General features: G+C 43.8%; 22 protein-coding genes. 13 read left to right on the forward strand and 9 right to left on the reverse strand.

The window, feature by feature from the left end; genetic code table 11:
• Positions 1–651: 651 nt before the first annotated feature.
• A complete protein-coding gene (gene lgt / locus VNN20_05690; protein HWP91670.1) occupies positions 652–1,446 on the reverse strand; it encodes a prolipoprotein diacylglyceryl transferase in 795 nt (264 codons plus the stop codon).
• On the reverse strand, positions 1,446–1,598 hold the full coding sequence (locus VNN20_05695) for a hypothetical protein (GenBank protein HWP91671.1): 153 nt from the start codon (positions 1,596–1,598) through the stop codon (positions 1,446–1,448). The genes lgt and VNN20_05695 overlap by 1 nt, the downstream gene beginning before the upstream one ends.
• 223 nt (positions 1,599–1,821) lie before the next feature.
• Between VNN20_05695 and VNN20_05700 the strand changes: the two genes are divergently transcribed.
• From VNN20_05700 to def, 8 genes are all read left to right on the forward strand, one after another.
• Entirely contained in the window at positions 1,822–2,418 is a 597-nt protein-coding gene (locus VNN20_05700) for an HNH endonuclease (GenBank protein HWP91672.1), read from the forward strand.
• A gap of 91 nt (positions 2,419–2,509) precedes the next feature.
• On the forward strand, positions 2,510–3,778 hold the full coding sequence (locus VNN20_05705) for a hypothetical protein (GenBank protein ID HWP91673.1): 1,269 nt from the start codon (positions 2,510–2,512) through the stop codon (positions 3,776–3,778).
• A gap of 398 nt (positions 3,779–4,176) precedes the next feature.
• On the forward strand, positions 4,177–4,686 hold the full coding sequence (locus VNN20_05710) for a Mov34/MPN/PAD-1 family protein (GenBank protein ID HWP91674.1): 510 nt from the start codon (positions 4,177–4,179) through the stop codon (positions 4,684–4,686).
• A gap of 286 nt (positions 4,687–4,972) precedes the next feature.
• Positions 4,973–5,518, forward strand: coding sequence for an RNA 2',3'-cyclic phosphodiesterase (gene thpR / locus VNN20_05715; GenBank protein ID HWP91675.1), 546 nt, complete (start codon positions 4,973–4,975; stop codon positions 5,516–5,518).
• Between the two features lie 97 nt (positions 5,519–5,615).
• Positions 5,616–6,092 carry an acyl-CoA thioesterase gene (locus VNN20_05720; GenBank protein HWP91676.1) on the forward strand — a complete coding sequence of 159 codons (477 nt, stop codon included), beginning with the start codon at positions 5,616–5,618 and terminating at the stop codon, positions 6,090–6,092.
• An 86-nt stretch (positions 6,093–6,178) separates the two neighbouring features.
• On the forward strand, positions 6,179–7,234 hold the full coding sequence (gene ald / locus VNN20_05725) for an alanine dehydrogenase (protein HWP91677.1): 1,056 nt from the start codon (positions 6,179–6,181) through the stop codon (positions 7,232–7,234).
• Positions 7,235–7,454: 220 nt separating this feature from the next.
• Entirely contained in the window at positions 7,455–8,003 is a 549-nt protein-coding gene (locus VNN20_05730) for an ACT domain-containing protein (GenBank protein HWP91678.1), read from the forward strand.
• A 37-nt stretch (positions 8,004–8,040) separates the two neighbouring features.
• Positions 8,041–8,556 (forward strand): peptide deformylase, encoded by a 516-nt coding sequence (def, locus tag VNN20_05735; protein ID HWP91679.1) that lies wholly within the window; start codon positions 8,041–8,043, stop codon positions 8,554–8,556.
• 131 nt (positions 8,557–8,687) lie between these two features.
• On the opposite strand, the gene VNN20_05740 is transcribed toward def, so the two are convergent.
• The 3 genes from VNN20_05740 to VNN20_05750 all read right to left on the reverse strand — a co-directional run bounded on the left by VNN20_05740 (position 8,688) and on the right by VNN20_05750 (position 16,148).
• Positions 8,688–12,116 carry a DEAD/DEAH box helicase family protein gene (locus VNN20_05740; protein HWP91680.1) on the reverse strand — a complete coding sequence of 1,143 codons (3,429 nt, stop codon included), beginning with the start codon at positions 12,114–12,116 and terminating at the stop codon, positions 8,688–8,690.
• 299 nt (positions 12,117–12,415) lie between these two features.
• Positions 12,416–14,389 carry a site-specific DNA-methyltransferase gene (locus VNN20_05745; GenBank protein HWP91681.1) on the reverse strand — a complete coding sequence of 658 codons (1,974 nt, stop codon included), beginning with the start codon at positions 14,387–14,389 and terminating at the stop codon, positions 12,416–12,418.
• Positions 14,390–14,450: 61 nt separating this feature from the next.
• Positions 14,451–16,148: an AAA family ATPase gene (locus VNN20_05750; protein ID HWP91682.1), complete on the reverse strand. Its 1,698-nt coding sequence runs from the start codon at positions 16,146–16,148 to the stop codon at positions 14,451–14,453.
• Between the two features lie 472 nt (positions 16,149–16,620).
• Between VNN20_05750 and VNN20_05755 the strand changes: the two genes are divergently transcribed.
• Positions 16,621–16,860, forward strand: coding sequence for a DUF2188 domain-containing protein (locus VNN20_05755; GenBank protein ID HWP91683.1), 240 nt, complete (start codon positions 16,621–16,623; stop codon positions 16,858–16,860).
• A gap of 394 nt (positions 16,861–17,254) precedes the next feature.
• Here VNN20_05755 and VNN20_05760 read toward each other — a convergent pair whose 3' ends face one another.
• Positions 17,255–17,950: a hypothetical protein gene (locus tag VNN20_05760; GenBank protein HWP91684.1), complete on the reverse strand. Its 696-nt coding sequence runs from the start codon at positions 17,948–17,950 to the stop codon at positions 17,255–17,257.
• Positions 17,910–18,197 (reverse strand): DUF2188 domain-containing protein, encoded by a 288-nt coding sequence (locus VNN20_05765; GenBank protein HWP91685.1) that lies wholly within the window; start codon positions 18,195–18,197, stop codon positions 17,910–17,912. The genes VNN20_05760 and VNN20_05765 overlap by 41 nt, the downstream gene beginning before the upstream one ends.
• Before the next feature lie 421 nt (positions 18,198–18,618).
• Here VNN20_05765 and VNN20_05770 point away from each other — a divergent pair, with 421 nt between their 5' ends.
• Together VNN20_05770 and VNN20_05775 are read left to right on the forward strand one after the other, a co-directional pair.
• Positions 18,619–19,422: an outer membrane protein assembly factor BamD gene (locus tag VNN20_05770; protein HWP91686.1), complete on the forward strand. Its 804-nt coding sequence runs from the start codon at positions 18,619–18,621 to the stop codon at positions 19,420–19,422.
• Position 19,423: 1 nt separating this feature from the next.
• On the forward strand, positions 19,424–19,900 hold the full coding sequence (locus VNN20_05775; protein HWP91687.1) for a hypothetical protein: 477 nt from the start codon (positions 19,424–19,426) through the stop codon (positions 19,898–19,900).
• On the opposite strand, the gene dksA is transcribed toward VNN20_05775, so the two are convergent.
• A complete protein-coding gene (dksA, locus tag VNN20_05780) occupies positions 19,895–20,257 on the reverse strand; it encodes an RNA polymerase-binding protein DksA (GenBank protein ID HWP91688.1) in 363 nt (120 codons plus the stop codon). The two genes, VNN20_05775 and dksA, sit on opposite strands and share 6 nt — an antisense overlap.
• A gap of 206 nt (positions 20,258–20,463) precedes the next feature.
• Between dksA and prmA the strand changes: the two genes are divergently transcribed.
• Both prmA and mtnA read left to right on the forward strand, forming a co-directional pair.
• Complete coding sequence (gene prmA / locus VNN20_05785; protein ID HWP91689.1) at positions 20,464–21,333, forward strand: 50S ribosomal protein L11 methyltransferase; 870 nt, start codon at positions 20,464–20,466, stop codon at positions 21,331–21,333.
• 43 nt (positions 21,334–21,376) lie between these two features.
• On the forward strand, positions 21,377–22,414 hold the full coding sequence (mtnA, locus tag VNN20_05790; protein HWP91690.1) for an S-methyl-5-thioribose-1-phosphate isomerase: 1,038 nt from the start codon (positions 21,377–21,379) through the stop codon (positions 22,412–22,414).
• On the opposite strand, the gene VNN20_05795 is transcribed toward mtnA, so the two are convergent.
• Positions 22,411–22,980, reverse strand: a complete 570-nt coding sequence (locus tag VNN20_05795) for a TraR/DksA family transcriptional regulator (GenBank protein ID HWP91691.1) — start codon at positions 22,978–22,980, stop codon at positions 22,411–22,413. The two genes, mtnA and VNN20_05795, sit on opposite strands and share 4 nt — an antisense overlap.
• Between the last annotated feature and the right edge of the window lie 188 nt (positions 22,981–23,168).

The following is a 23,168-nucleotide window of genomic DNA, read 5'->3' on the forward strand; positions in this document are numbered from 1 at the left end:
GTTTCTGTGATACTAGCAACTTAATAGACTCTGATTGTTTATCATTTGGCAGGGATAATGAATACAAATTTATTTGCAAGTTTATTCGGGTATAGACCTAGACCTGATAAAAAACCACTGGAAAATTTTGTCACAGAGTGTATAGGCTACTTTATTCGGAATGACAAAGCATTTCTTGAAAAATATTTAGGGCTTTTACTGAATGAAGACAATTTTCAAATTAGCAATTATAAAATAGAAACACAATTTCCTATTGATACGGGGCTAAGACACAGTGCTGTCCAAAATAATTAAAAACCAAAGGTTCATACTAGTAAAACAAGGTCTTTAGATAGATAAAAACGTCTATTTAAAATCGGATTACCCTCTTTTATGTTTGCTATGCGAGCGCCATCCTAATCCTATTTGTTGAAATGGATTTTTAGTCCTGCTCACCCTTCGTCTCCGCTCAGGGTGAAGGGCATAGTATTGCTACGAGTTTTATATCTGCCTTCATGGTGAGCCTTTCGACTGTGCTCAAGATAAACTCGGTCGAAACATGGACCCTTAGACAAGATCAGGACAGGTTTTCCCCAAGGAGCGGAGGGATAATTGCTGTCATTGGAGCCGTTTTGTTTTGGCGATGAAGTAATCTCTTATTTTGGACAAGTTTTACCTCAGACTTTTCTTGCTTCTTTTGACTTCACTTGTTGTAGTAGGTTTCAAAGTACGAATCTGAATCAATTTAACGACTCCCACAACAATCACTCCCAGCGCCATTAACTGAGCCAGGGAGAGGCCGGGGATGGGGCTCGGCGTCGTCGCCCTTATGAATTCTATAAGAAACCTTTCGGTTCCGGCAAGTATTAGAAATAGGGAAAACAACCATCCATCCGGTTTCTCTTTCTTTCTGACTCTCCACAGGATAACGAAAATAATTGTTAATAGGACGGTTTCATAAATTTGGGTGGGATGCACCTTTTCTCTCGTCGGAGGAAGTCCCTCTGGGAAAGCCATACCCCAGGGCAGGTTTGTGGGAACGCCATAATCATCCCCTACTAGAAGGCATCCTATGCGTCCGATGGCGTGACCAATGGCAATAGAGGGGGCTATCGCATCCAAGATCTTCCAAGTGTTTATATTGTTCAGGCGACAGATGACCCATATCAGAAATGCTGCCAAGAAAAATCCCCCATAGAAGGTAAGACCTCCCCGGGAGAATATATATTCGACCGGGTTTCTGGCTATTTCGGAGGGAGAAACGTTCTCGATAAGGAAAAGGATCTTCGCCCCGACAATTCCCCCGACCATGGAGGCTATGAAGAGATTGCTCAGTAGCTTTTCATCCAGTTCTTTCCTCTTAAATTCGAGTGATGAAACCCAATAGGCGGCCAGGAAAGCGATTGCCACCATGACGCCGAAGGATGAAATTGTAAAATCTCCGACCCTGATGATCTCCGGGTACATTAACTTCCGCTCCTCTTTTTCTCCCAGGCGTCCTTCAACGTTTCTAGCTCTTTTTTGGTCTCGTTACTTTTTTTTCTGAGGTAATAAATAAAGAAAAACAGAATAACCCAAAGAATCACTTGGATAATAAGCATGGTGTGAAGATTGTCCATAGTTTTTCTCCGTGACGTTGAGTATAATAATCTAACTGAAGCTTACACATAATAAAAATTTGGCTGAGACCAAAAACTCCGCTAACAAAGATTTAACAGATTCTTAATGTGTTTGTAATAGAATGGGCAATAAATCGAGGGGGAATTCGTGCATAACTCTATGAACATAGTAGGAATTTTAGCTTGAACCGTAGATTAAAAATAGGTAGATTTTTAACTTAACATGCTGACATCACCCGTTTTGGTCCTGAATCGTTATTTTGTACCGGTCACGGTAACAAATGTGAAGAGGGCCTTTATTATGCTCTATGGAGGAGTGGCCAAGGCGGTCGGAGGGGATTATAAAACCTTTGACTTTGAATCGTGGGCAGACATTTCATCGGTGAGAGATGAGGACGCAATTAAGACGGTCAGCCGGGTGATCAGAATTCCAAGGGTCATAATGCTCATAAGATATGACCGTATGCCCAGGAAAGAGGCGAAATTCAACCGCATCAACATCTTCAGGAGGGATGGGGGGATATGCCAGTATTGCGGTGAAAGGTTCCCCCGCTCAGAGCTGACTATAGACCATGTAATCCCCCGGTCTATCGGCGGCAAGAGCATATGGGAAAATGTAGTTTGTTGCTGTGTTGATTGTAACCGGCGTAAGGGCGGGAGGACTCCCGACGAAGCCCGGATGAAGCTCATAACCAGGCCCAAAAAGCCCAATTGGGACCCGTTCTCTAATATTTACATAAAAGCGGTAAGGTATAAGGAGTGGGAGCCGTTTCTCAGTTTTGTCGACGTTTCTTACTGGAACGTCGAGCTTGAGGAGTAGTAACCCTAGAAAGTTCTCGGTGCACTATAAACCATCAAAAGTATATCAGTCCATTGCCTAAAATAAATTCATCACCTATCTGGAGAAGATTATGAGATATAAAGGAATAATTCTTTCCCTTGTCATTGTCTTTATTTGTTCTAATACCCTTTTTGCCAGGATTATCGTCCCTCCAATTCAAGGTCCGATTATAGAAAAGATTTCTATATTTGTCCCGGATTTGACCGGCCCGACCGCGTTTAGCGTGGACCGAAACGCCCGGGAATTTATTCAGGTAGTTAGGAACGACCTCAAAAACGCCGGGCTTTTTGACGTGAGTGAAGCCGGAATGCCGCCAGACCCGTTCGGGGGCATAAACTTTCAGGCCTACTTTGATGCCGGCGGCGATGCGCTTGTAAAAGGGGAATACGAGTCAGCGAGTAACAGAATAGATATAGCGGTCAGGCTCTTCGATGTAGCCCGAGAGAATGCACTTTTGGGCAGGACTTATGAAGCAACTTCCGGAAAGGTAAGAGAGGCCGCCCATCGGTTTGCCGACCTAGTCATGAAGGAGCTCACCGGCATAGATGGATTTTTTACCTCTAGAATCGCATACGTTTCCGGCTCCGGACAGAATCGAGACCTCTACATCATGGACTATGATGGCGAGAACGTGAGGAAGCTCACCAATCACCGCGCCCTCCTTCTCTCTCCGCATTGTTCCCGCGATGGGGGAAAGATAGTTTTTAACTCGGATAAGGTATGGGACCAGGATTTGTACGTGATCGATTTAATCCCCAATGTGACGGAAAAAAGGCTCACCCGCGGCTTTCGGCTAGACCAGAGCGCCGAATGGTCTCCCGACGGTAGCAAATTAGCCTTTAGCGCCAATGGAGATATTTACATATCGAGCGCCAGCGGAGCCGGGCTCAAGAACATTACCGGCACGCGCTCGATCGAGGTTTCTCCAACCTGGTCTCCCGACGGCAGCCAAATTGCTTTCGTCTCGGATAGAACCGGGTCTCCCCAGGTCTATGTGATGAATTCAGATGGCACCAACTTAAGGAAAATATCGTCGGGAAGCTACAACACCGACCCGGCGTGGTCTCCCAATCCCAGTGTGAATAGGATAGCTTACGTCAGGGTAGAGGGCAGTGAGGCCAATATCTTTACCGTGAACCCGGACGGGTCGAACGAGCAGAGGCTCACCTGGGCTTCGAGGAGAAATGAAAACCCGGCCTGGTCTCCGGATGGCCACTACATCGCTTTTTCTTCCTCCAGAGGCGGGTCAAACGATATTTATATAATGTATCTTAACGGACAGAATCAAATCCAGCTTACCAAGGGAGGGGGCAAAACATTCCCTACCTGGTGTAAGTGAGTTGGATTCCGTTTAAATCAACAATCAATCAAGCTCCAACTCAAATTCCGATTAAAGGTAATTTAATCTGACCGCTCTCGCATCTTATATAACAAAGTTAATTTAAATCCAAATTTGAAACTAGCAAAAACTTAGGTTAAAAAGACTATCGAGCTAAGATAAAATTAGCCCTCAGAAACTGGTTATTCCTAGCTACTTTTTGTCTTTTAATCATTAAAATAGTTAATGATATATGATAGTTATATTTATTGCCGCTATTGCGTTCTCCATTTTTACCTATTTTCTTGATAATCCCGGAAAAAGCCTTTAAAATTTTGTCAGATTTTTTCTTCGGGTAGTGGTACTAACAGACAGACTTCAACCTATTCCTGGTTATATTTGATTATAGGAGCTTTATCATGAAGGTATTTCTCTCCGAATCTGCGTTCATGGGGCTTGTTTTAAGTTCTATAGAAGTCTATAAAAAGGAATGCCTCGGTCTTTTACTTGGATATAAATTGGAAGATAGGTTCATAGTTGAGCACAGTCTTGCTTATCAAAGCGCAAAGAGGACGAGAAACGGTGTGTCCTCAAACAACCACCGACATAGCCGGATTGAGGATGTTCTCCCCAAATTTGATAAGATGGAAATTGTGGGTGATTTTCATTCCCATCCGCAGTACGGAAACCTTAAAGGGATCCCCAAACCAAGCCGCCTGGACATACATGATATGGAGAATGGAAAGCTCTATATGATTATAGCGATCAACGACAACGAGCGATCGGTGCGTTGGGGAGAGAACCTGGACGGTACGATATCGGGGACGCTCAACAGGTTCCATTTCAAAATCTCCGCCTATCATTTTGACGGGAAAAAGATAAAAAGAAGCATTATCAAATGTCCATTCTGCCTGGCACTGGAGAACTGAAGAAGCCGAAAGGGGATTTCGGTCTATCTCCCTTTGCACTTGATTTGAGTTCGGTATGCATGGGCGTTCGATAATTATCGAGGAAACCTTAGGTTCCAATTAACCATTTCGTTCTACAAGGTTTAAGTTGGGAACGCGTAGAGACGCGAAATTTGCGTCTCTACAAACAATAGATACCCGATTCTCAAACATAGGTGCTGGAAGAGATTTTGAGAAAATATTATTCGTGCTTTGAATCGATTATAGCTCAAATTACTTTTCTAGTTTTATACGCAGGGAGACAAAATTGAGGGTTTTTATCGCCGCACTTATTCCGCAAGAGATAAAGTATGAGATAAAAAAGTATGTGGATGAGATAAAACCCTACTGGGAAGGAGTAAAGTGGGAAAACCAGGAAAAATTGCATGTCACGCTCAAGTTCTTGGGGGAGATTGAAGAGTCCAAGGTGGAAGAAGTAGGGACTGCCCTCAGAGTCCTGATTGGAAATTATTCTCCGTTTGAGATGGAGATTTCTAGTTTTGGCGGCTTTCCCAATCTCAGAAATCCGCGAGTGCTTTTTATCGCCTTGTCCGAGAACAAGGAGCTTTCCAGGCTTTATAATGAGATAGAAGAGGGCCTTGAACGGGTCGGTTTTAGCGCGGAAACACGCCCCTTTGTACCCCACATAACTGTGGGTAGGATCAAATCAAGGGCGCGTATTAAGGGGACCCTGCCATTTCCCAAGCCTCATTCTTTTCTAATATCCGAGGTTGCCGTTATGAGAAGCGTTTTGGGGCCGGAGGGCTCTAAGTATAGCACCATCTCGCTTTTTCGATTGGATAAGAAAATGTAAGATAGTTGCCATATTCCTTGAATTAACATATTGAATCTTTTTATTTTGCCTCCGGATTGAAACTTAACTTCTAAAAGTCCAAGGGGGGTGTAAACTAATGCAGCGTTTAGAGAAGGAATCAGTCGAGGTGATAAATACCGAGCTTGTTTTTCCCTCTCACACCAATCACTACGGGACGATTTTTGGCGGAAGACTCCTTGAGCTTATGGACATGACCGGAGGGCTTGCAGCGATGCGCTTCGCCTGTGAGGAGGTGGTGACGGCATCGGTTGAAGCACTCGATTTTAAAATGCCGGTTAAGCTTGGTGATATCGTGGAGTTGAGGGCAAACGTCATTTACACGGCCAGAACGTCGATGGTAGTGAAAGTAGATGTATTTAGAATAGGGAAATTCAACAGCAAAAGGGACTTTTGTTGCCGGGGATTCTTCATATTTGTGGCCGTGGATGCAAACGGATACCCTAAGGCTATACCGTCACTTAAGCTCGTCTCGGATGAGGATAGAAGGTTTTGGAATATAGGGGAGGCAATAAGGAATAGGGCAATAGAAAGGCAGAAGTCTAAAGAGGATTAGTTTTATTGGATAAATTTTGAAATTCTTTCATTCAGGTAAAGTAACCGGTTTGCCTGTTGTAAAGTCAGGTGCTATTCTAACTTCCGATGATCATTGGCGTTCCGAAAGAGAGAAAGGTTCATGAATACAGGGTCGCCCTTACTCCACAGGCGGTAAAGATTTTGGTCCAAAAAGGACATAGGGTTATAGTGGAGAGGGGGGCCGGGCTTGGAGTAGGAATTGGCGATGAGGAATTTGGTCAAGCGGGAGCGGAGATTGCCTCGAACGAGGAAGAGATATTCAAAAAATGCGAGCTAGTCGTAAAAGTTAAAGAGCTGCTGCCACACGAGTTTACCCTGGTCAGAAAAGACCAAATCCTTTTCTCCTATCTTCATCTAGCTGCAAATATGGAACTGATAGAAGCGCTCAAAAAGAGTGGAGTAACTGCTGTAGCATTCGAGACGGTGGAACTTCCAGATGGCTCTCTTCCCCTTCTTTCGCCGATGAGCAGAATTGCCGGGAGGCTTTCCATACAGGTCGGTATTCATTTTCTTGAAAAAACGGTAGGGGGTAAGGGGGTTCTGATGAGCGGTGCTCCCGGTGTTAGGCCGGGTAGGGTCACAGTCATCGGAGGGGGAACTGTGGGATATAACGCTGTCCTTTCAGCGTTGGGGCTTGGCGCGGATGTTGTTTTGATAGATATCAATCCAAAGAAGCTAGAATACTTTCACGAAAAGTTTGGTGGACGAGTAAGAACCCGGCCATCGTACCCGGAATTGATAAAAGATGAGCTTAAAGAATCAGACCTAGTGATAGGTGCTGTTCTCGTTACCGGGGCTAAAGCTCCCAAAGTGGTTAATCGGGAGATGATTGCGGAAATGCAGAGAGGGAGCGTTTTTGTGGACGTGGCAATCGACCAGGGCGGATGCTCGGAAACCAGCCGTCCTACCAGCCTGGATTCTCCGGTTTTTGAGGTTAATGGGGTTATTCACTACTGTGTGACCAATATTCCTTCCCTTGTTTCTCTGACCGCCAGTTATTCACTCTCGAACAGCATATTGCCCTATGTTCTGAAGATAGCCGATGGCAAGATGGAGGAGGATGGTGCTCTCAAGAAAGGTATAAATGTGCATGGAGGCAGGTTGCTTTTGAAGTTGGATTAGGGGAGATTGATATAAGATTAACAATCATGTGAAATTCCATGTTCTTAAAATTGGATGGACAAAGTTGATTAACTTTCTAAACCATTTGAGAAGCAGCATGTTACTATTAATAAGAGAAACTTCATCATACAGCATGAATGTAAGGAACGCATATATGCGTTCCTTACAATTGTGGTCGGACTGATTTTGAGAAGATAGCCTACATTTAAGGGAAAAGTAGATGAGAAAATTTTTCGCAATAACCTCAATCGGCAAAGACCGTCCCGGTATCGTAGCCGGCGTCTCGAAGGTTCTATTTGACCTGGGAATAAATATAGAGGATTCAAGCATGACTATTCTAAGGAGCGAATTCTCCATGATTCTAATAGTTTCGACCGGCGAAGAGCTCGAAGCTTCCGACTTGGAAATCCATTTTAAAGAGTTAGCCGCCAAACTCGGGCTTTCCATATCGGTGAAGGAGATCGACGAGGATGAAGTATATTCGAAAAAACCTTACTCCGGCACCCCTTATATCATCTCGGTAATCGGCACAGACAAACCGGGAATTGTTCATCGGGTATCGGAACTTCTCTTCTCCAAAGGTATAAACATCACCGACCTCAATACAAAGGTCGTGCCCGGCGAAGAAACCCCGGTTTATACCATGATACTGGAGGTGGACGTCCCTCATAGCGTAGATGTGGATGCACTGGAGGAGGAATTCTCTCTTCTCCAGAGAGAGATGGCAATCGATGTTGATATAAAGGAAATAGAGGTCCTCGAACTTTAAGCTCCGCTTCTCCAAGCTGAAAAGGGATCGCATGTAGATGGCCATTCTCCATACACTTAAATATCCCCACCCGATACTCAGGGAAAAATCTAAGCCGGTGTCAGAGATAACCGAGGAAATAAGGACCATGATATCGGACATGGTTGAGACGATGTATGCCTCTCCTAACTGTGTGGGGGTTGCCGCTCCGCAGGTGGGGTATCCACTCAGGATGTTTGTCATGGACGTGTCCAGAAAGATCGGGCCAAAAAAGAATCACGGACTCCTCAGTCTGATAAACCCGGTGCTTGTTTATAGTGAGGGGGAGAAGGTCACTCGGGAAGGATGCCTGAGCATCCCCGACTTTTTGGGTAATGTGAAAAGGGCAAGAGGGGTTATCGTGAGGGGATTTAATCCGGATGGGCGAGAGGTAGAGGTGGTATCCAAGGGACTCGAGGCAATTGCCCTGCAACATGAAATAGACCATCTGGACGGAATTCTCTTCATCCACCGGGTCAGTTCGCTCAGCACCGACCTGATTAGACGGAAAAAACCACTAAAGGATCTACCATAGTTTTGTAGATAAGCCGTTATATGCTGTGAATTGTCCCCCTGGAATTATGAGTAAATTTAATAAATTTCAGTTGAGCAATGTAGGTCTTTTACAAAGACCAACATTTCAGGAAACGCCTAACTACCTTTCATTTAAGCGGCGAAGCCATGTATTACGCTCAATCCTTTAATCCACTTTTTAAGCTCTAACTCGGCAAGATTCTTATCAGTTAGTTCTTTCTCATGGTGGGCTATATAGGTATTGCGGAAATCATTAATCGAACTAACCCGAGCGTGTAAATCACGCGCACCGGCAACTTTAAACTCAGCTCGAATCGCTTTAAAGACACCACTTAAATTCTCTCTTTCATTCAAGGCATAATCCAGACAAGAACGAAGGAGTCCTACCGGCGAAAGCCCGTTTTTGAATACTAGAGTGCGTTTCAGGTTCTGAGCCATGCTTTGGTAATGTTTCACCATCCTACGGTCAACATCATCCAAGTATGGGTCAAACCAGGCCTTCTGCTCCGGCAAAGTTTGAGGCACATGAGCAAGCAACCGGCGTGTGATAAGACCCCTCGCTGCTTCATCTAAAGACCCAAGCAAAGCTGTAAAAACGGGCGCATAGTTCATATCCTTTTTGTTCTCGAAGAACTTGAATAACATTACCGCTTGCTTGACCGCATCCTGATAACGAGGCGGCAACTTTTGTAATAATTTTTCATCTACAAACTCCGTGGCTGCTGTCGCCTGCTCCTCTCCCTTTTCCATAACAGCCAGCAAGGGCAACTGTTGTTCCGTCTCTTCCGTTCTGATTAGGTTCTGTAAAGCTGGGGCACAGGCTCTGGCAAGCTCTTCTATGGTATCCCCCCTATGACGTTCAAAGATACCTTCAGGGACATAAAGATATTCCCACATGCAATCCTTAGTCGAAGCGGCTTCACACCAGGCCATTGCCACGCGCGCTTTCTTCGGAACATCTACATCCTCACGCCCCTTTGTTTCCATCAGGTAATAGTTTCCCGCTTTTGTGCGGACGAAGAAATCGGGCGTGTAAAAAGCCAATCTTCCACCGCTTGCCAAGTAGTCAATCCTCAAGCACTGTGGTCCCCCGTTCTTGGCAAATGCGGCTACATCCCTTGCTTTCTCAGCAAAATTAGTGAGAGCAACCTCAAGGCTGCGATTGCAGGGAACCAGGTTGAAGAGCGTCCTTTGTGCTTCCAAGGCAGGACGTCTTTCGCTGTGAGTCACCTGATAGGGTTTCCACCCCGACATATATTGCGGTTTCTCACCGGCTATCCTTTCCTCAACTTTGGTAATCCTTTGTCTTATGAGAGGCACGAAAACCGCACGAATATGCTCGGCTACATCGGAATCGCCTAACCGGCTAACCAACGAAGGATCGAACAGATTAGACTTTTCGGTGAATAGTACCTCTTCGATAAACGTCTGTAAGAGCGGGGCTAACACCGGGTGTAGGCCACGTATCTTGCAAATTTGTTCCAACTGTTTAACGTAATAGGAAACGGCACCTATACCGAACTCTAAAAGCGGGAGATGTATTTTCATCTGCTCTACAACTTCGCCCGTAAAAAGGTGGCGTCCCTCGTACTCTATGTCTTCAATTCCCCTACTTCCCAATGGAAGCGGTTTATACTTCCCGAATTCCTTTTTTACATCCTCGATAGTCAAGCCTTCCAGTTTTGGCAAAGTTTTATAACCTGCCGTAAGAACGGGAATCTCGATTTCTAGGGCTTTAACGTCCTTTCTAGCATGGTCTGGGTAGATGGAAATCGTGGTTGACGGAATACGCTCGACATCTATAATCTCAATCGGAAGCCCTTCCTGAGCCAGCTCCTGACGATAGAGGCTGGCAAAAGCTGGGTGTTCAATTACAGCAACGATTTCGTTAGCCCCTTGTGTTCCCGGCGGAGTCATCCGTCTAAGCCCCCTGCCTAATGTTTGCTCCGGAAGAATGTTTGCTTTGGAAGTGTAAGGGCGGAGCGGGACGATGGAAGTGACGTTACGGATGTCCCATCCTTCTCGCAGCATCAGAACGGAAACAATGCAATAATACTGACTCGTATTTCCGTCTAATTCTCGGCTTAACTTACGCAATTCTTTCAGGTCTTCATCGCTTATTTCGCTTTCACTCTCCACAAATTCAACCCTGGCATTAGCTCCGCGACCCACCTTTTTGAGTTTTCCCTTTAAATTTGTATGCAGGTTTATAGTTCTTTCATTGAGCTCCTTGAACGTGTCGTCTGTATTCAATCGATTAGCTATCTCGTCGGCGGCTTTGGTATCTTCGCACATCACAAAAAGAAGGGCTTTTTTCCCGCTTTTCTCCCACTCCTCCTTGCTCCTGAGCCATCTTAAATATCCCATGCGAAGGTGACGGTCATAGCGATATGCTGCATTATCGCTTGGTTCTTCCGATAGTGATTTATCGCCTTTTCCAATGACCGGAGTCTTGACAATACCCCCATCTACAGCCTCGCCGAGTGGTGTATCGCAAATAATATGCTTAAAAAGCCGTCCGCTATTGTCTTTGGGAGTCGCCGTGAAATCGAGTTGGGCAATAACCTCGCCTCCAGTACGGGATTTAATAGTGTCATGCAAATAGCGTATGGCTTCGTTCCAGGCTGAGTCAGGGTCCCAGAGATGATGAGCCTCGTCATTGAGCACCATGATTCTTTTGTGACTTGTGATTCGGTCCCTTAGCGCTGCTCCCGTGTCAAGCGCCCTTGCTTTTGAGACCGGAGGTCCCATGAATGGGTAAGTTTCCTCCTCTTTTTTGCTTTTGCGCTTGGACATATCGTAAAGCCTGTGGATATTAGTCAGATATAGAACACCACCCGTGGCAGCGCCGCTTGCCTCATCTTGGAGAATCACACTCATGTTCCAATCGCCGCTCCACTCAGGAGGAATCAATGGATCAGTACGAAAGATTTTTTCGTCTGCAAAATCCTCTTTAAGTCGTTCATAAACGGTGAGATTTGGTGCTATGACCACGAAGTGACGGGCCATCGGAGAATCCGATTCTCTGAGTGCATGGAAATAGCTCCATACGATTGCAAGGCTCATAACCTTTGTCTTACCTGTTCCGGTTGCAAGCTTGAAAGCGTAACGGCTCCATGCGTCTTCTTCTTCGGTGATACCCAAAGCGGCAATCTCTGCTCCCTCCCCACCAAAGTCATTGACTATTTGAGAAAGGCAATCTATACGTCGGACTTCTTTCAGATAAATCAAAGTTTCAATTGCTTCTCGCTGACAAAAGTAATACCTGAATTCGAACTCTTCTCCCTCGGAGGTTTTTGAACGATGGGGTCTTTCAAACCAATGTGTCAGAAGTACTCTTGTAGTATCACTCGCACCAACGTAATATGCCTCTCGCCAATCACGAACAGCGCTGCGCAGGTTGTTGGCGATAATGATGGGAGAGGGTCTTCTCCCTTTGACTACCTTTGCTACTTCTCCGGGGTGGTCTGCCCTCACCCGATGTGCGTTCGGCTCCTCCCATGGAGCAAAAAGAGGTTCAAGAGCCTGTAGGTTTATTACTGGACTTTCTTCAGCACTCATGCTAAACCCAGTTAATCAGTGTTACCACATTATATCAAGAAGAAGGCGTTAAAAATAGCCGTGCTAAAACTATTAAGAAATAAAAAACCCGTTCGTCCTGAGCCAGGTCCCCCGGTTAAACCGGGGGAAGGACGAACACCTTATGTTTTAAATTCATCCTTCGATCGAACTCAGGATGATCGGATGTGCATCCGCTGGAAAAAATTTATGAAATATAATTAGCCGTTCATTCTGAGCACAGTCGAAGAATGAACGGCTTAAAAAACCACTCCTCAGAACGCATTAACCCGAATTTCATATCACACCTCCACCTCTACCGTAATGCTCGTATCACACCCGAAGGTATCAACAACCTTAACACAAACGGTATGTTTACCTGGCTTGTTATACTGATAACCAGCATCGCTTATGGTTTTAAGGCTGCGGTCTTTCCGAGTTCTGTAGTCCTGCCAATAGTGGTTAAATGGTTTTCCCGGTTCCCAGTCAAAATCAATTGCCCAAAAATCAATGAAGTCAAAACCGCTTCTAATAGCACGTTCTTTAAGAGCGTCGAGTTCCTTGGTTGGAACCTCAGCAAGAGATGGCATAAACTTGGTGAGTTTAACATCCACTGTACGATCCTTGCCGTTCTTGCGATAAACAGGCTCCACCTCAAGAACCGCCATTTCCAAGAATGGCGGCGGACTCTTTCGGTTCTTTTCCATGATTTCACGCGGTATCTGAATCAGCATTAGTTTGACCCCAAACTCCTTCTCCAAAGCGGCAGTTGTAAGACGCAAATCCATTTCAAATTCCCATGCTAAGCAGTAACACTCTCTTCCTCCAGCCTGTGCTACAGCTTTGGCAACCGCTGTCGCCTCATCCCTGGTAAAAATTGAGTCAATACCATCTACATGACAAAATGCACCCGCTTTTCGTCCATGTATCAAAGGAGAAGGTGCACCATTTAAAACTTCTGCTCTAAAGAACTCCAGCACTACTCGGCGATGTTCTTCATCAGCTCCTTTAAGGCTTTCCTTCTGCCACCATTGCCTTTCATAACGACCAAGGTTATAAACGTCAAATGCTCGATACGGCTTGCCCTCACTATGAAGTCTGCGCTGAAGCTCAATTAAACGCTTTCGACTGGTATGTATAGCAAACCTCCCCAAATCCGCCATAATCCACCTCCGACCAAGCTGTTCAGCCACAGCACCTGTTGTGCCAGAACCACAGAAGAAATCCGCAACCAATTCACCCTCGTTAGATGAGGCTTTGATGATACGTTCGAGTAGTGCTTCGGGTTTTTGGGTGTCATAACCAGTATCCTCTAAAGCTTGTGAGTTGATTTGAATAATGTCATTCCAAACATTATCGGGCTGAACACCTTTCCCTTCATGCAAATAATGCTTAATTCTTGGATGCGCCTTGGGGTCATCTGGAAATCGAACACGACCTTCAGCCTTTAGCCTTTCAAGTCGTTCCTCTGAATAAGTCCCTATATCTATCCAATAGTAGTAGCCGTGCTCATCTTTTTGGTTGAATCGTTTTTTGTATTCTTCCGAGTAAGGAATGTAGATTGTATTGAAAGTATAGTTTGGGGATTTAGTAGCTACAAGAATTATGTCATCTACAGACAACCATTTTTTTGAGGTCGCTTTGCGGATGCTGGAACGTTTCCAAATAATCTGACACATAAAGTTCTCTCTACCAAATATATCGTCAAGAACTGCCCGAAGATATGAACTTACTCGCCAGTCTACGTGAACATAAATACTCCCCCTCTCACTCAGCAACTCTTTCATCAGAGCGAGTCGTTCGTACATCATCTGCAGGTAAGAGTCAGACCCTTTTCCCCACATATCACGATAGGCAACCATTTCGAGGGTAGACTGGTCCTTTCCAACACTTTCTTTTTCGTCACCAATAGGAACATCCATCGTGAAATCTGCTCCGACATCAAATGGTGGGTCTATGTAGATAAGATCAATCTTGCCTTTGAAATCCTTTAGCAGACTTGCCATTACAAGTTTGTTATCACCCCAAATCAGCATGTTGCGGAAATCATCAAGCCGTTTGCTAGTCTTCTCGAATAATGCAATTTGTCCTTTTGCCGTCGCCTCGCTACGAGGCTGGTCAATTGTTTCTATCTTCTGCATAGGCATGGTACATCCGGCAATATCCACCTCACGCCGATTGCCGAACTCATCGTATTTCCCTTCCCATACCAGTTCCGTTTTCATCTGTGAAAGAGGATGCGGATTCTGCGGACTCCATTTTGGTGTTTGGGACATTGGCCATCCTTCCTTGTAAATAATTTCAAATATAAGGTATAACCTTTCTTCTCGTCACTAATTAGAATGGAGGCTCATCGTCTTCATCTGCTCGAACGTCAGTTTGAGGGTTTAGAATATTAATAAGGAAGTTTTTCAATTCTCCTATCTTTGTCCAGCCCACAGAATCATCAATTTGCAGTTTCTCGGCTACATATCGAGCAACCAAGGGTTTTGAATCTCCGATTTGGTCTTTGGCTTGTCTTTCAAGCTGCCGGTAACCTTGAAAAGAACACCTTAAAGTAGTTTCGAAATCTTTCCCAAAAACGCAAAACTTGTCATTTACATTCCAATCCTCAACTTGGATAATACTCTCTATTTCGTCCTCATCTATTTCAATAGAATTCAAAGCATCTTTTCGTTTGTTTTCATCTTGATCGTCTTCGTTATCATTATCAAAAGTTAGATAAGTTGGTATCTCATATGCCTGGAAGAATCGCCACCATTTTGCAAGATTCCCTTTTCCCATCACGGGGATGATTGCTATACCCTCTTTAGATACATCTAACTCAACCCTTGAAAAGTAAATTGGCAAAGATAAAGCCTCGGTAGGTCCCTCAACCAGAACAACCATCTTAGAAAACAAACCAGCTAATATCTCTTTAGTAGCGCTACCCGCATAAAAAGGCAAGATTGTTTGTTGATTGGTGCGACTACTCAAAGCACCATGCTCAAGACAAAATTCAGTTAAGTCCTCAGCAGTTAATTGCTTTATGAAGGTGGTATTATTCCGTTTTCGCACAAGCACCAATCCTGGAATCCCCAAAACATCTACAAATGATGGGCTGTGAGTTGTGAGAAGGATCTGTAGACCGTCATTAGCCATCTGTCTAATTTTTTTAGCTAACCACTCTTGAGCTAGAGGATGCAGATGCGCCTCTGGCTCTTCAATGACAAGTATGATTCCACCAAAAAAAGCCTTTGCATAAGCATGTGCAAAAGCTAGTGCTAAAATCTGCTCCTGACCAGTCCCTAACTCTTCAAATGTACGAGTGATGTTATTTTCATGGGGAAAAACTCTAAGGGAACGAAAATAATTGCTTGGATCATAAGCTGAAAAATCAACTTGCAGACCATAGCTCATAGTTTTCAAAAGAGTACTAAATTCTTCTTTCAGACTAATCTGAAAATTTGAAAATTCATCTACTCCTTGGAAAATATTGATAAGCTCTTCAAATTTCTCCTTTAAATACTCAACTCGGGTATCATCACTTACTAGTCTATTATGGAATTTACGCATAAGCTTTGAAAGTAGTGTGTTTTTCGATGTATAGCTTAGTTGGTAGTTCAAACGCCGATCAGCACCGATTACAACACATATGCAACGGTCCCTCATTTCATTAGAAACATATCTATGTCCTGAGCTAGTAATGGCTCTAAATAGAGGTTTTCCGTCTTCACTAGCTGGTTCACATTTCCAGTAAAAGGACTCTAGATTTATTTCATTTCCATAATTGTCTCTAATCGTAAAGTCACTCATTTCAGCTTTGATTTCGATACATCCATTATTACAATCTCTATTCCAAAAATCATGATCTTCGGGCTCACGTGAGCCAGGCCATAGTTCGCCAAGAACTAGGTCCAAGGCTCTCACGATATTGGATTTACCAGAGTTATTTTCGCCTACAAGAACAACCGGGGAATTCTCAGGAAAAGTTATCTCAATTTCATCTTTAATGGATCGGTATCCAGAAATCGTTAGTTTATTTATACGAGCCATTATCTTGATCTTATGACAATATTTTTTAAAAGTTGTATGCTCGTATTATATTTCAGAGTTAATTTAAGCTCAATGGTAACTCTTCAACGGACGGTCAGCTTGCATCGATAGATAGTTGATATTTCTAGATGAAACCCGCTCGGGAAAATCTATACTGCAACCCATTGTAGTTGTTTATCCAGCACGTTGACGAAAATATTCATCAACCCTAAGTACTAGATAGGCTAGTATACATAGGGAAGTACAACTTATTTACAAGGAAACATATCATAATACTTAAAGTATTAGTTTAATACTTTAAGCTAATCTCCCTTAAAAAATAAATGTTCGATCTCTTTACAATTATTGGCTCTTCTAACCTATCGTATTTATTTGATTTTCTCCAACCCTATTGACAACCACTATATATTGTGTTTTAATGAAGCCTTAATACAATATATATACGAAATTCTTGACTAAAGAGGTGATTAAAATGGCAAAAAGAAATTATCACGTTGTTCCTCGTAAGGACGAGGGTAAATGGGCGGTTATAGGCGAGAATAAAGGGAAAGCTGAATCGCTTCATGATACTCAAAGAGAGGCAATTGAGAGGGGGAGAAAATTAGCGATAGACAATCAAAGCGAACTCGTCATACATGGTAGGAATGGGAAAATAAGGGACAAGGACAGTTACGGAAATGATCCATTTCCACCTAAGGACAAAAAACATTGAGTGGTCATTACCACTTAAGGGGAAAGAGTAATGAGTATAAATATTGGGAATTATAGATTTGAAGGGCCATATACAGATACCAACAAACTTCAAGACAAATCTGGTATATACGCGATTCTCTGCCACAGAGATCAAAAATATCTTCTAATTGATGTCGGTGAATCTGCTAACATTAAAACGAGAATTGAAAACCATGACAGGGAAAATTGCTGGTCAAAAAACTGCTTAGGAACTTTGACCGTTTCAGTTCTATATACACCAAATCTTCATCGGACCGCAAGGCTAGAGATAGAGCAAGAAATCCGTAACAAATTCAACACACCCTGTGGTTATAGGTAGGACTTCGCAATCCAACAAAACCATCTCAAGGTCATCATCATATTTAGATACATGATTAAGCTTTAGAAGACTTCTTCCATTCTTTTATGAAATCTATGAATTCAACTACAGGCATTTCCTCTATATCTTTTTCGGCGTAGTCCGATTTCTTTAAAGCAGCTACAAAATCCTTATAGAAAACATTAAAACGATGCCATATATGGGTGCCGCTCGAAGCGTTGCTCCTAGCAGTTTCGACTATCCAATCTCTCACTCTTCTTATCAATGTTTCTGGATCCGAATTGTGTGCTTTTATATCATTTCCGGATATGTCGGATAGACTTTTACGATATCTATACTGTTCTTTCTCTAAAATCAAACATTTTTTCTTTGATAGTCGGCCAGGCCCGAAGTCTCTACAGCCCAGATCTAAACCCAGCTCAAAGGGCATATTAAATCTCGGAATTTCACCTTTCCTTGATGCTTCCATCCTGGAAATGTCATGAATACTATATCGTGATTTCTTTATAAAATTTTTTATTTTTTCTACCCTTATTTCCCCAGAATCTGAACTTTCAGAAGCTATCCGTGGCACAAAACCACATTCCACTACCGTAAAAAGTAAAGCACGTAACATTGGCTTGTATTCCTCGTCAAATGGACAATTTATAAATATATTTTTATTGAAATTTGTCTTGTTTGGCTGGGGACTTAAAGCTGAAGTACGGTTTTTATTTTGCAGCTTTATTTGACGCTTCTTCCCATTTCTCAATTGTACCATCTCTCCTATGGACTATTACGGCTTTTCTATCTCCCCTTCGGGCAATGTCTCTTGCATGAGTTATTGCATCTTGTTTACTGCTAAAAATTCCATAGGCTTTAAGAGTTTCCCCTTCCTTTACAACCCCCCAACGGCCTTTCTGTGGGATCACATGAACACTTCTTCTTTCTGACGCAACGGATTTCATCTCTTCTTTAATTTTAGAAATAGCATTTTTGTTAAAGTTCTTCTTGGTCATTTGGAAACACCCCTTAATTAAAACTTATAAGTAATATTAGCATGATCTTATTTATAATACCAAATAGGCTATTCTATCGTGTCTATGTAAGATTTCCTTAATAATTTCTCCTCGTAGCTCCTCTATAAACTGATCTGTGCTCTTTTGAATTTCCCGGATAGCCTATACATTTTTTTATTTTATTCTCTTCAACTTCCTTTTCCAAACACAGTTTTCCTCAAGCCAGATGAAATAAAACCCAAGGGGTCTTGGATCGTGAATTCAAGCTCAAAGAAGAAAAGGTGCAGCATGCAATTTTCGTTACAGAATGCTTTCCAAGGGTAGCTTCACACATGAGGCAATAATTTTCTTTACTTGGGCTACTTTTCCCATTTCCTCTTCACCTTGACATCTACTCTATTATCCAAATAAAATAATGCCCATGTTAAAAACCGGCTTCATAATCTTGTTTTTTCTGGTTATTGGGTGTTATGCCTGTGGCGGGAAAAAAATCGAAGGAACTGAAAGTGCTGAGGATCTCTACCAGGATGCTATGGAGGAGCTGGCCAAGGAGGGGGGGTTCCCTTATATCTTCAGGGGTACGGATTATGAGCAGGTTTTCAAACTCTTGAAGGAGATTCAGCTCAGATATACATACAGTCCCTACGCTACCCTCGCTCAACTAAGGACCGCAGACACCTATTTTAAGAGAGGGGAATACGAGCAGGCGGCGGTCGATTACGAGGAGTTTATAAAAAACCATCCTAGTCACCCGGAGACACCTTATGCTACGTTTCGATTGGCACTCTCTCATTACAAGCAAAGACGAAGCCCGGACAGGGACCCTACTAATACCAGGGAAGCCCTCCGTTGGTTCAACCTGTTTGTCGATAATTACCCAAGCTCTCCGTTAGTCCCCGAAGCCCAAAAAAAGATAGCCAAGTGCCACAAAATACTCGCGGAAAGGGAAATATATATAGGAAAGTTCTACGCCAAGCGTAAAAACTATAAGGCCGCTGCAGAGAGATACAAGCATGTGGTAGTTCAGTATAGCGGCACTAAAAAACTGGAAGAGGCCCTTTTTCTCATGGGAGAATCGTACTTTAAGGCTGGTGATACAGAGCAGGCTAAAGAAGCCCTAAGACGGGTCGTGGAGGAGTTCCCAGATGCAAAATACCACCACAAGGCCTCAGAGCTTCTTTCCGAGATTGATAGAAAGGAAAAGAAACAGGCTAAGAAAATATGATATGAAGAAAAGGCTCACATTCCCCTCTTTTGCCGCTTTTTTTCTCTTGATACTTCTTTTCTCCTGCGGTAGCTCCGATAAGAAGCAGATCGAAGAGTTGCTTTCCAAGAGAAAGGAAGCTTTTGAGACAAAAAACACCGAGCTTTATCTCTCCTGTATATCTCCAAGCTACAGCGAGGAAAAAAACAGCCAGTATATCGGTATCGAGGAGATAACGAATAGATTTATGCAGAACGTCACCCCTTTTGACCGGATTGAAATCTCTTATTCTGACAGGAGCATATACCAAAAGGGTAATAAAGCGGAAGTGGCACAGAAAGCGGCAGTAGAGGTTAGTATAGAGAAGGATAAAAGTCGCTTTCGAGTAGACGAGCGGTTGGGGCTGGAAAAGGTGGGGGGCAAATGGTTAATAGTTAAAGAGTCCGAGGCCGATTTTCTTACCGGTTTTGTGTTTGGTGGAAAGGTAAAGAGCTTATAACCCGAACTGTTTTTCGATTTTCTCTTCTTCTTCTTTGCAGTTTATGCAAAGGGTGGCTTCAGGTCTTACCGTTAACCGGCTGTCGGAGATTTCATCCCCGCATTCTTCACATATACCGTAGGTTCCATCATTAATTTTCTGGATGGCTTTTAAAATCTTTTGCAGAAGCTTTCTCTCCCGGTCCCGTGTTCGGAGCTCTATGCTCCTATTAGATTCAGACATGGCCCGGTCTATAGGGTCGGGAAAGGTTCCGTCACCCTGGCTCATCTGGCTCATTGTTTGCTCCGCGGTGCCCAGGAGCTTGTTCTTCTTTTCCTCTAAAATTTCCCGGAAGTACTCAAGTCTCTGGGGGTCCATAATCCTGAAATTATATCATTGAGCATCCTAACTGTAAACGAAAAGTTAGCTTATAAAGCATGGGAAATATCCGGGAAATGGCACCTTGCTTACAATTTTAAATGTGTTTCTCTATTGGTTAGGGTAAACTAGAACCACTCCATCAGGTTCAGGTCCTTTATGTCATGTATTTCATGAGGGAATAGGCGATGTTTATTTGTAGGAAATTGACCTTTAAAATTTCGGAAGACGCAAAATCCCTCGTCTCCGATTTTCTCCTGGGGTTTGATTCTATGGGTGTGGCTGAAGATATTGTGGAGGATAAAGGCATGGTGGAGATTTCTGCCTATTTCCCGGTGGAGGCCGACTTGAACATGGTCAAAGAAAGCTTGAGAAATTATTGCAGCTTCTTGGGGAAGTATTTGCCTGCTTTTAGCCTGGGTGATATCGACGAAGAGGAGATAGACCGTTCCGGTTGGGAAGGATGGAGGCAGTTCTTAAAAACGGTGAGGGTTAGTGAAAGGGTTATCGTAAGACCTCCTTGGGAGGAGTACCTGCCTCACCGGGATGAAATAATTATTGAAATCAATCCATCCATGGCCTTCGGGACGGGGCATCATGAAACCACCAGACTCTGTATACGGGCTATGGAAAAAATAATTCATGATAAAAAGGTGAGGAGTGTTCTTGATGTGGGTTGCGGTAGCGGAATTCTGGCTGTTTCCGCCGTAAAACTGGGGGCGGACTGGGCACTTGGTTTGGATGATGATCCTATAGCGGTGAAAGAAGCAAAGGAAAACCTAAGAAGAAACTCCGTTTCGGACAGGGTTAGGCTTTTCTGTGGACAAATAGAAAACGTAAATGGTAAATTTGACTTAATAGTGATGAATATTTCAGCGGAGGCGGCACTTCACTATGGGGGGTTCATAAGATCTAGACTGGATAGTAAGGGCATACTCATAGTATCCGGAATTACTAACGCGAGAAGTGATGAAGTAGTTTCCACACTGGAGGGCATGGGGTTTAATCTCGACGCTAAGATGGCTGGTGGCGAGTGGGTGGCCCTGGTATTCGGTGTTGATAAAAGCGACGTGTAAAGTACACTTTAGATGAATTTCAGGCATGCAAGGGGGGAAAGAAATGTCATCTTTTAAAACTATAGAATGGAAAGATGATAGGGTTTTAATGATAGACCAAAGAAAGCTACCGAATGAAGAGGTCTATTTTGAGTGTTTTTCTTTCGAGGATGTGGCCTGGGCGATAAAAAATATGGTTATTCGTGGGGCACCGGCGATCGGCGTGGCCGCGGCTATGGGTATAGCCCTTGGAGCGGTTAAAAGCAAAAGAAAGGAAAGGGTGGAGTTTCTGGCCGAGCTAAAAGAGGTCTCCACGATAATCTATAAAGCCAGGCCTACGGCGGTGAACCTTTTTTGGGCGGCAAGAAGGATGATGGAAGTAGTGGACCGGAATAAGGATATGGACATTGACTGGATCAGAGACAGGCTGGTTGACGAAGCAAAGAAAATTTACCAGCAGGATATTGAGACCTGTCGGCGAATTGGAAAGGTGGGAGCCCAATTGATAAGGGATGGGGCTTCGATCCTCACCCACTGTAATGCCGGTGCGCTGGCCACAGCCGGTTTCGGCACTGCGCTTGGAGTAATCCGGGCCGCATTCCAGGAAGGAAAGAGCATAAGCGTTATTGCCACTGAAACCAGGCCGTTCTTACAAGGGGCCAGGCTTACCGCCTGGGAGTTGGATAAAGATGGAATTCCGGTCACGCTTATAACCGACAACATGGCCGGGTATGTGATGAGTAGGGGAATGGTTGACCTGGTGATCGTCGGTGCGGATAGGATTGCTTCGAACGGAGATGTGGCCAATAAGATTGGAACCTATTCGTTATCCGTCCTGGCAAAGCATCATAACATCCCCTTTTATGTTGCCGCTCCTGTTTCCACTATCGACTATGAATGCCCATCCGGAGAATTAATACCCATAGAAGAAAGGGATGCCAGCGAGGTAACTCATATGCTAGGAATGAGGATAGCACCGGCGGTTAAGGTTTTAAATCCGGCATTTGATATAACGCCAAACTCCCACGTAACTTCTATCATTACCGAGAATGGAATCGCCAGAGAACCCTTTACGGAGGGTTTGAAGGCATTCCTCGATTAGAGGTTTCCTTGTCTTTCCAGGTCAATCTTGCAGGAAAGGCAAAGCTTGGCAAAAGGCATGGCTTTTAACCGGTCTTGGTCTATCTCATCCCCGCAACTCTCACATATCCCGTAGGAGCCGTCTTCGATATTCCTGAGAGCCTCGTCTATTTGTACCAGTTTATCCCTTTCCCTATCGGTTATCATCAGAGCCAGCTCTCTGTCTCTATCGCTTGAAGCATGGTCATAGAAGTCACCTACATCAAACTTGAGATGGTCTGACTCGGTTTTGAAAGTCCTGGAGACATCTCTCAGGAGTTCCTTTCTCATCTGGGTCAACATCCCACGTATCTCGTCTTTCCAGTCCGTTTTATGGGCCGTGGGTTTTTTTGCGGCTTTCTCCGTCACATCTCTTTTTTTACCCTGTGTTTTCAACGAGCTTTCTCCTTTTTTCTTCTTCTTGTCTGAAGCCTTCTTAGGATAAGTTTTGGGCGCTTTAGTCTTGGCCTGTTTAACCCGTTTCAGTTTTTCCTTCTTCTGAACCTTTTTGTTCTTTTTCTCGGGCTTTTTGACTTTTGCTTTTGCCAACTAGGTTGTCCTCAGTCTTAATGTTGGAGGATATTTAAGATAAGGATATTGAATAGTTTGTCAAGAGTGGATTTCCTCTGTTTATTTTTTACACATTCGCTCCATAAAGTGTATTGGATTTTGAGGCAGTATGATATCAAAAAGAAGGAGGGGGCCGGCCAGAGAGAAATAAGGTGGCAAAATTAGGT

The organism is Thermodesulfobacteriota bacterium, assembly GCA_035559815.1.
GTDB lineage: Bacteria > Desulfobacterota_D > UBA1144 > Nemesobacterales > CSP1-2 > DATMAT01.

Excerpts from the sequence above, each read along its gene's own strand:
- lgt (HWP91670.1), bottom strand. The coding sequence starts at position 1,446 with ATGTACCCGGAGATCATCAGGGTCGGAGATTTTACAATTTCATCCTTC.
- VNN20_05695 (HWP91671.1), bottom strand. The coding sequence starts at position 1,598 with ATGGACAATCTTCACACCATGCTTATTATCCAAGTGATTCTTTGGGTT.
- VNN20_05700 (HWP91672.1), top strand. The coding sequence starts at position 1,822 with ATGCTGACATCACCCGTTTTGGTCCTGAATCGTTATTTTGTACCGGTC.
- VNN20_05705 (HWP91673.1), top strand. The coding sequence starts at position 2,510 with ATGAGATATAAAGGAATAATTCTTTCCCTTGTCATTGTCTTTATTTGT.
- VNN20_05710 (HWP91674.1), top strand. The coding sequence starts at position 4,177 with ATGAAGGTATTTCTCTCCGAATCTGCGTTCATGGGGCTTGTTTTAAGT.
- VNN20_05720 (HWP91676.1), top strand. The coding sequence starts at position 5,616 with ATGCAGCGTTTAGAGAAGGAATCAGTCGAGGTGATAAATACCGAGCTT.
- ald (HWP91677.1), top strand. The coding sequence starts at position 6,179 with ATGATCATTGGCGTTCCGAAAGAGAGAAAGGTTCATGAATACAGGGTC.
- VNN20_05730 (HWP91678.1), top strand. The coding sequence starts at position 7,455 with ATGAGAAAATTTTTCGCAATAACCTCAATCGGCAAAGACCGTCCCGGT.
- def (HWP91679.1), top strand. The coding sequence starts at position 8,041 with ATGGCCATTCTCCATACACTTAAATATCCCCACCCGATACTCAGGGAA.
- VNN20_05740 (HWP91680.1), bottom strand. The coding sequence starts at position 12,116 with ATGAGTGCTGAAGAAAGTCCAGTAATAAACCTACAGGCTCTTGAACCT.
- VNN20_05745 (HWP91681.1), bottom strand. The coding sequence starts at position 14,389 with ATGTCCCAAACACCAAAATGGAGTCCGCAGAATCCGCATCCTCTTTCA.
- VNN20_05750 (HWP91682.1), bottom strand. The coding sequence starts at position 16,148 with ATGGCTCGTATAAATAAACTAACGATTTCTGGATACCGATCCATTAAA.
- VNN20_05755 (HWP91683.1), top strand. The coding sequence starts at position 16,621 with ATGGCAAAAAGAAATTATCACGTTGTTCCTCGTAAGGACGAGGGTAAA.
- VNN20_05765 (HWP91685.1), bottom strand. The coding sequence starts at position 18,197 with ATGACCAAGAAGAACTTTAACAAAAATGCTATTTCTAAAATTAAAGAA.
- VNN20_05770 (HWP91686.1), top strand. The coding sequence starts at position 18,619 with ATGTTAAAAACCGGCTTCATAATCTTGTTTTTTCTGGTTATTGGGTGT.
- VNN20_05775 (HWP91687.1), top strand. The coding sequence starts at position 19,424 with ATGAAGAAAAGGCTCACATTCCCCTCTTTTGCCGCTTTTTTTCTCTTG.
- dksA (HWP91688.1), bottom strand. The coding sequence starts at position 20,257 with ATGGACCCCCAGAGACTTGAGTACTTCCGGGAAATTTTAGAGGAAAAG.
- mtnA (HWP91690.1), top strand. The coding sequence starts at position 21,377 with ATGTCATCTTTTAAAACTATAGAATGGAAAGATGATAGGGTTTTAATG.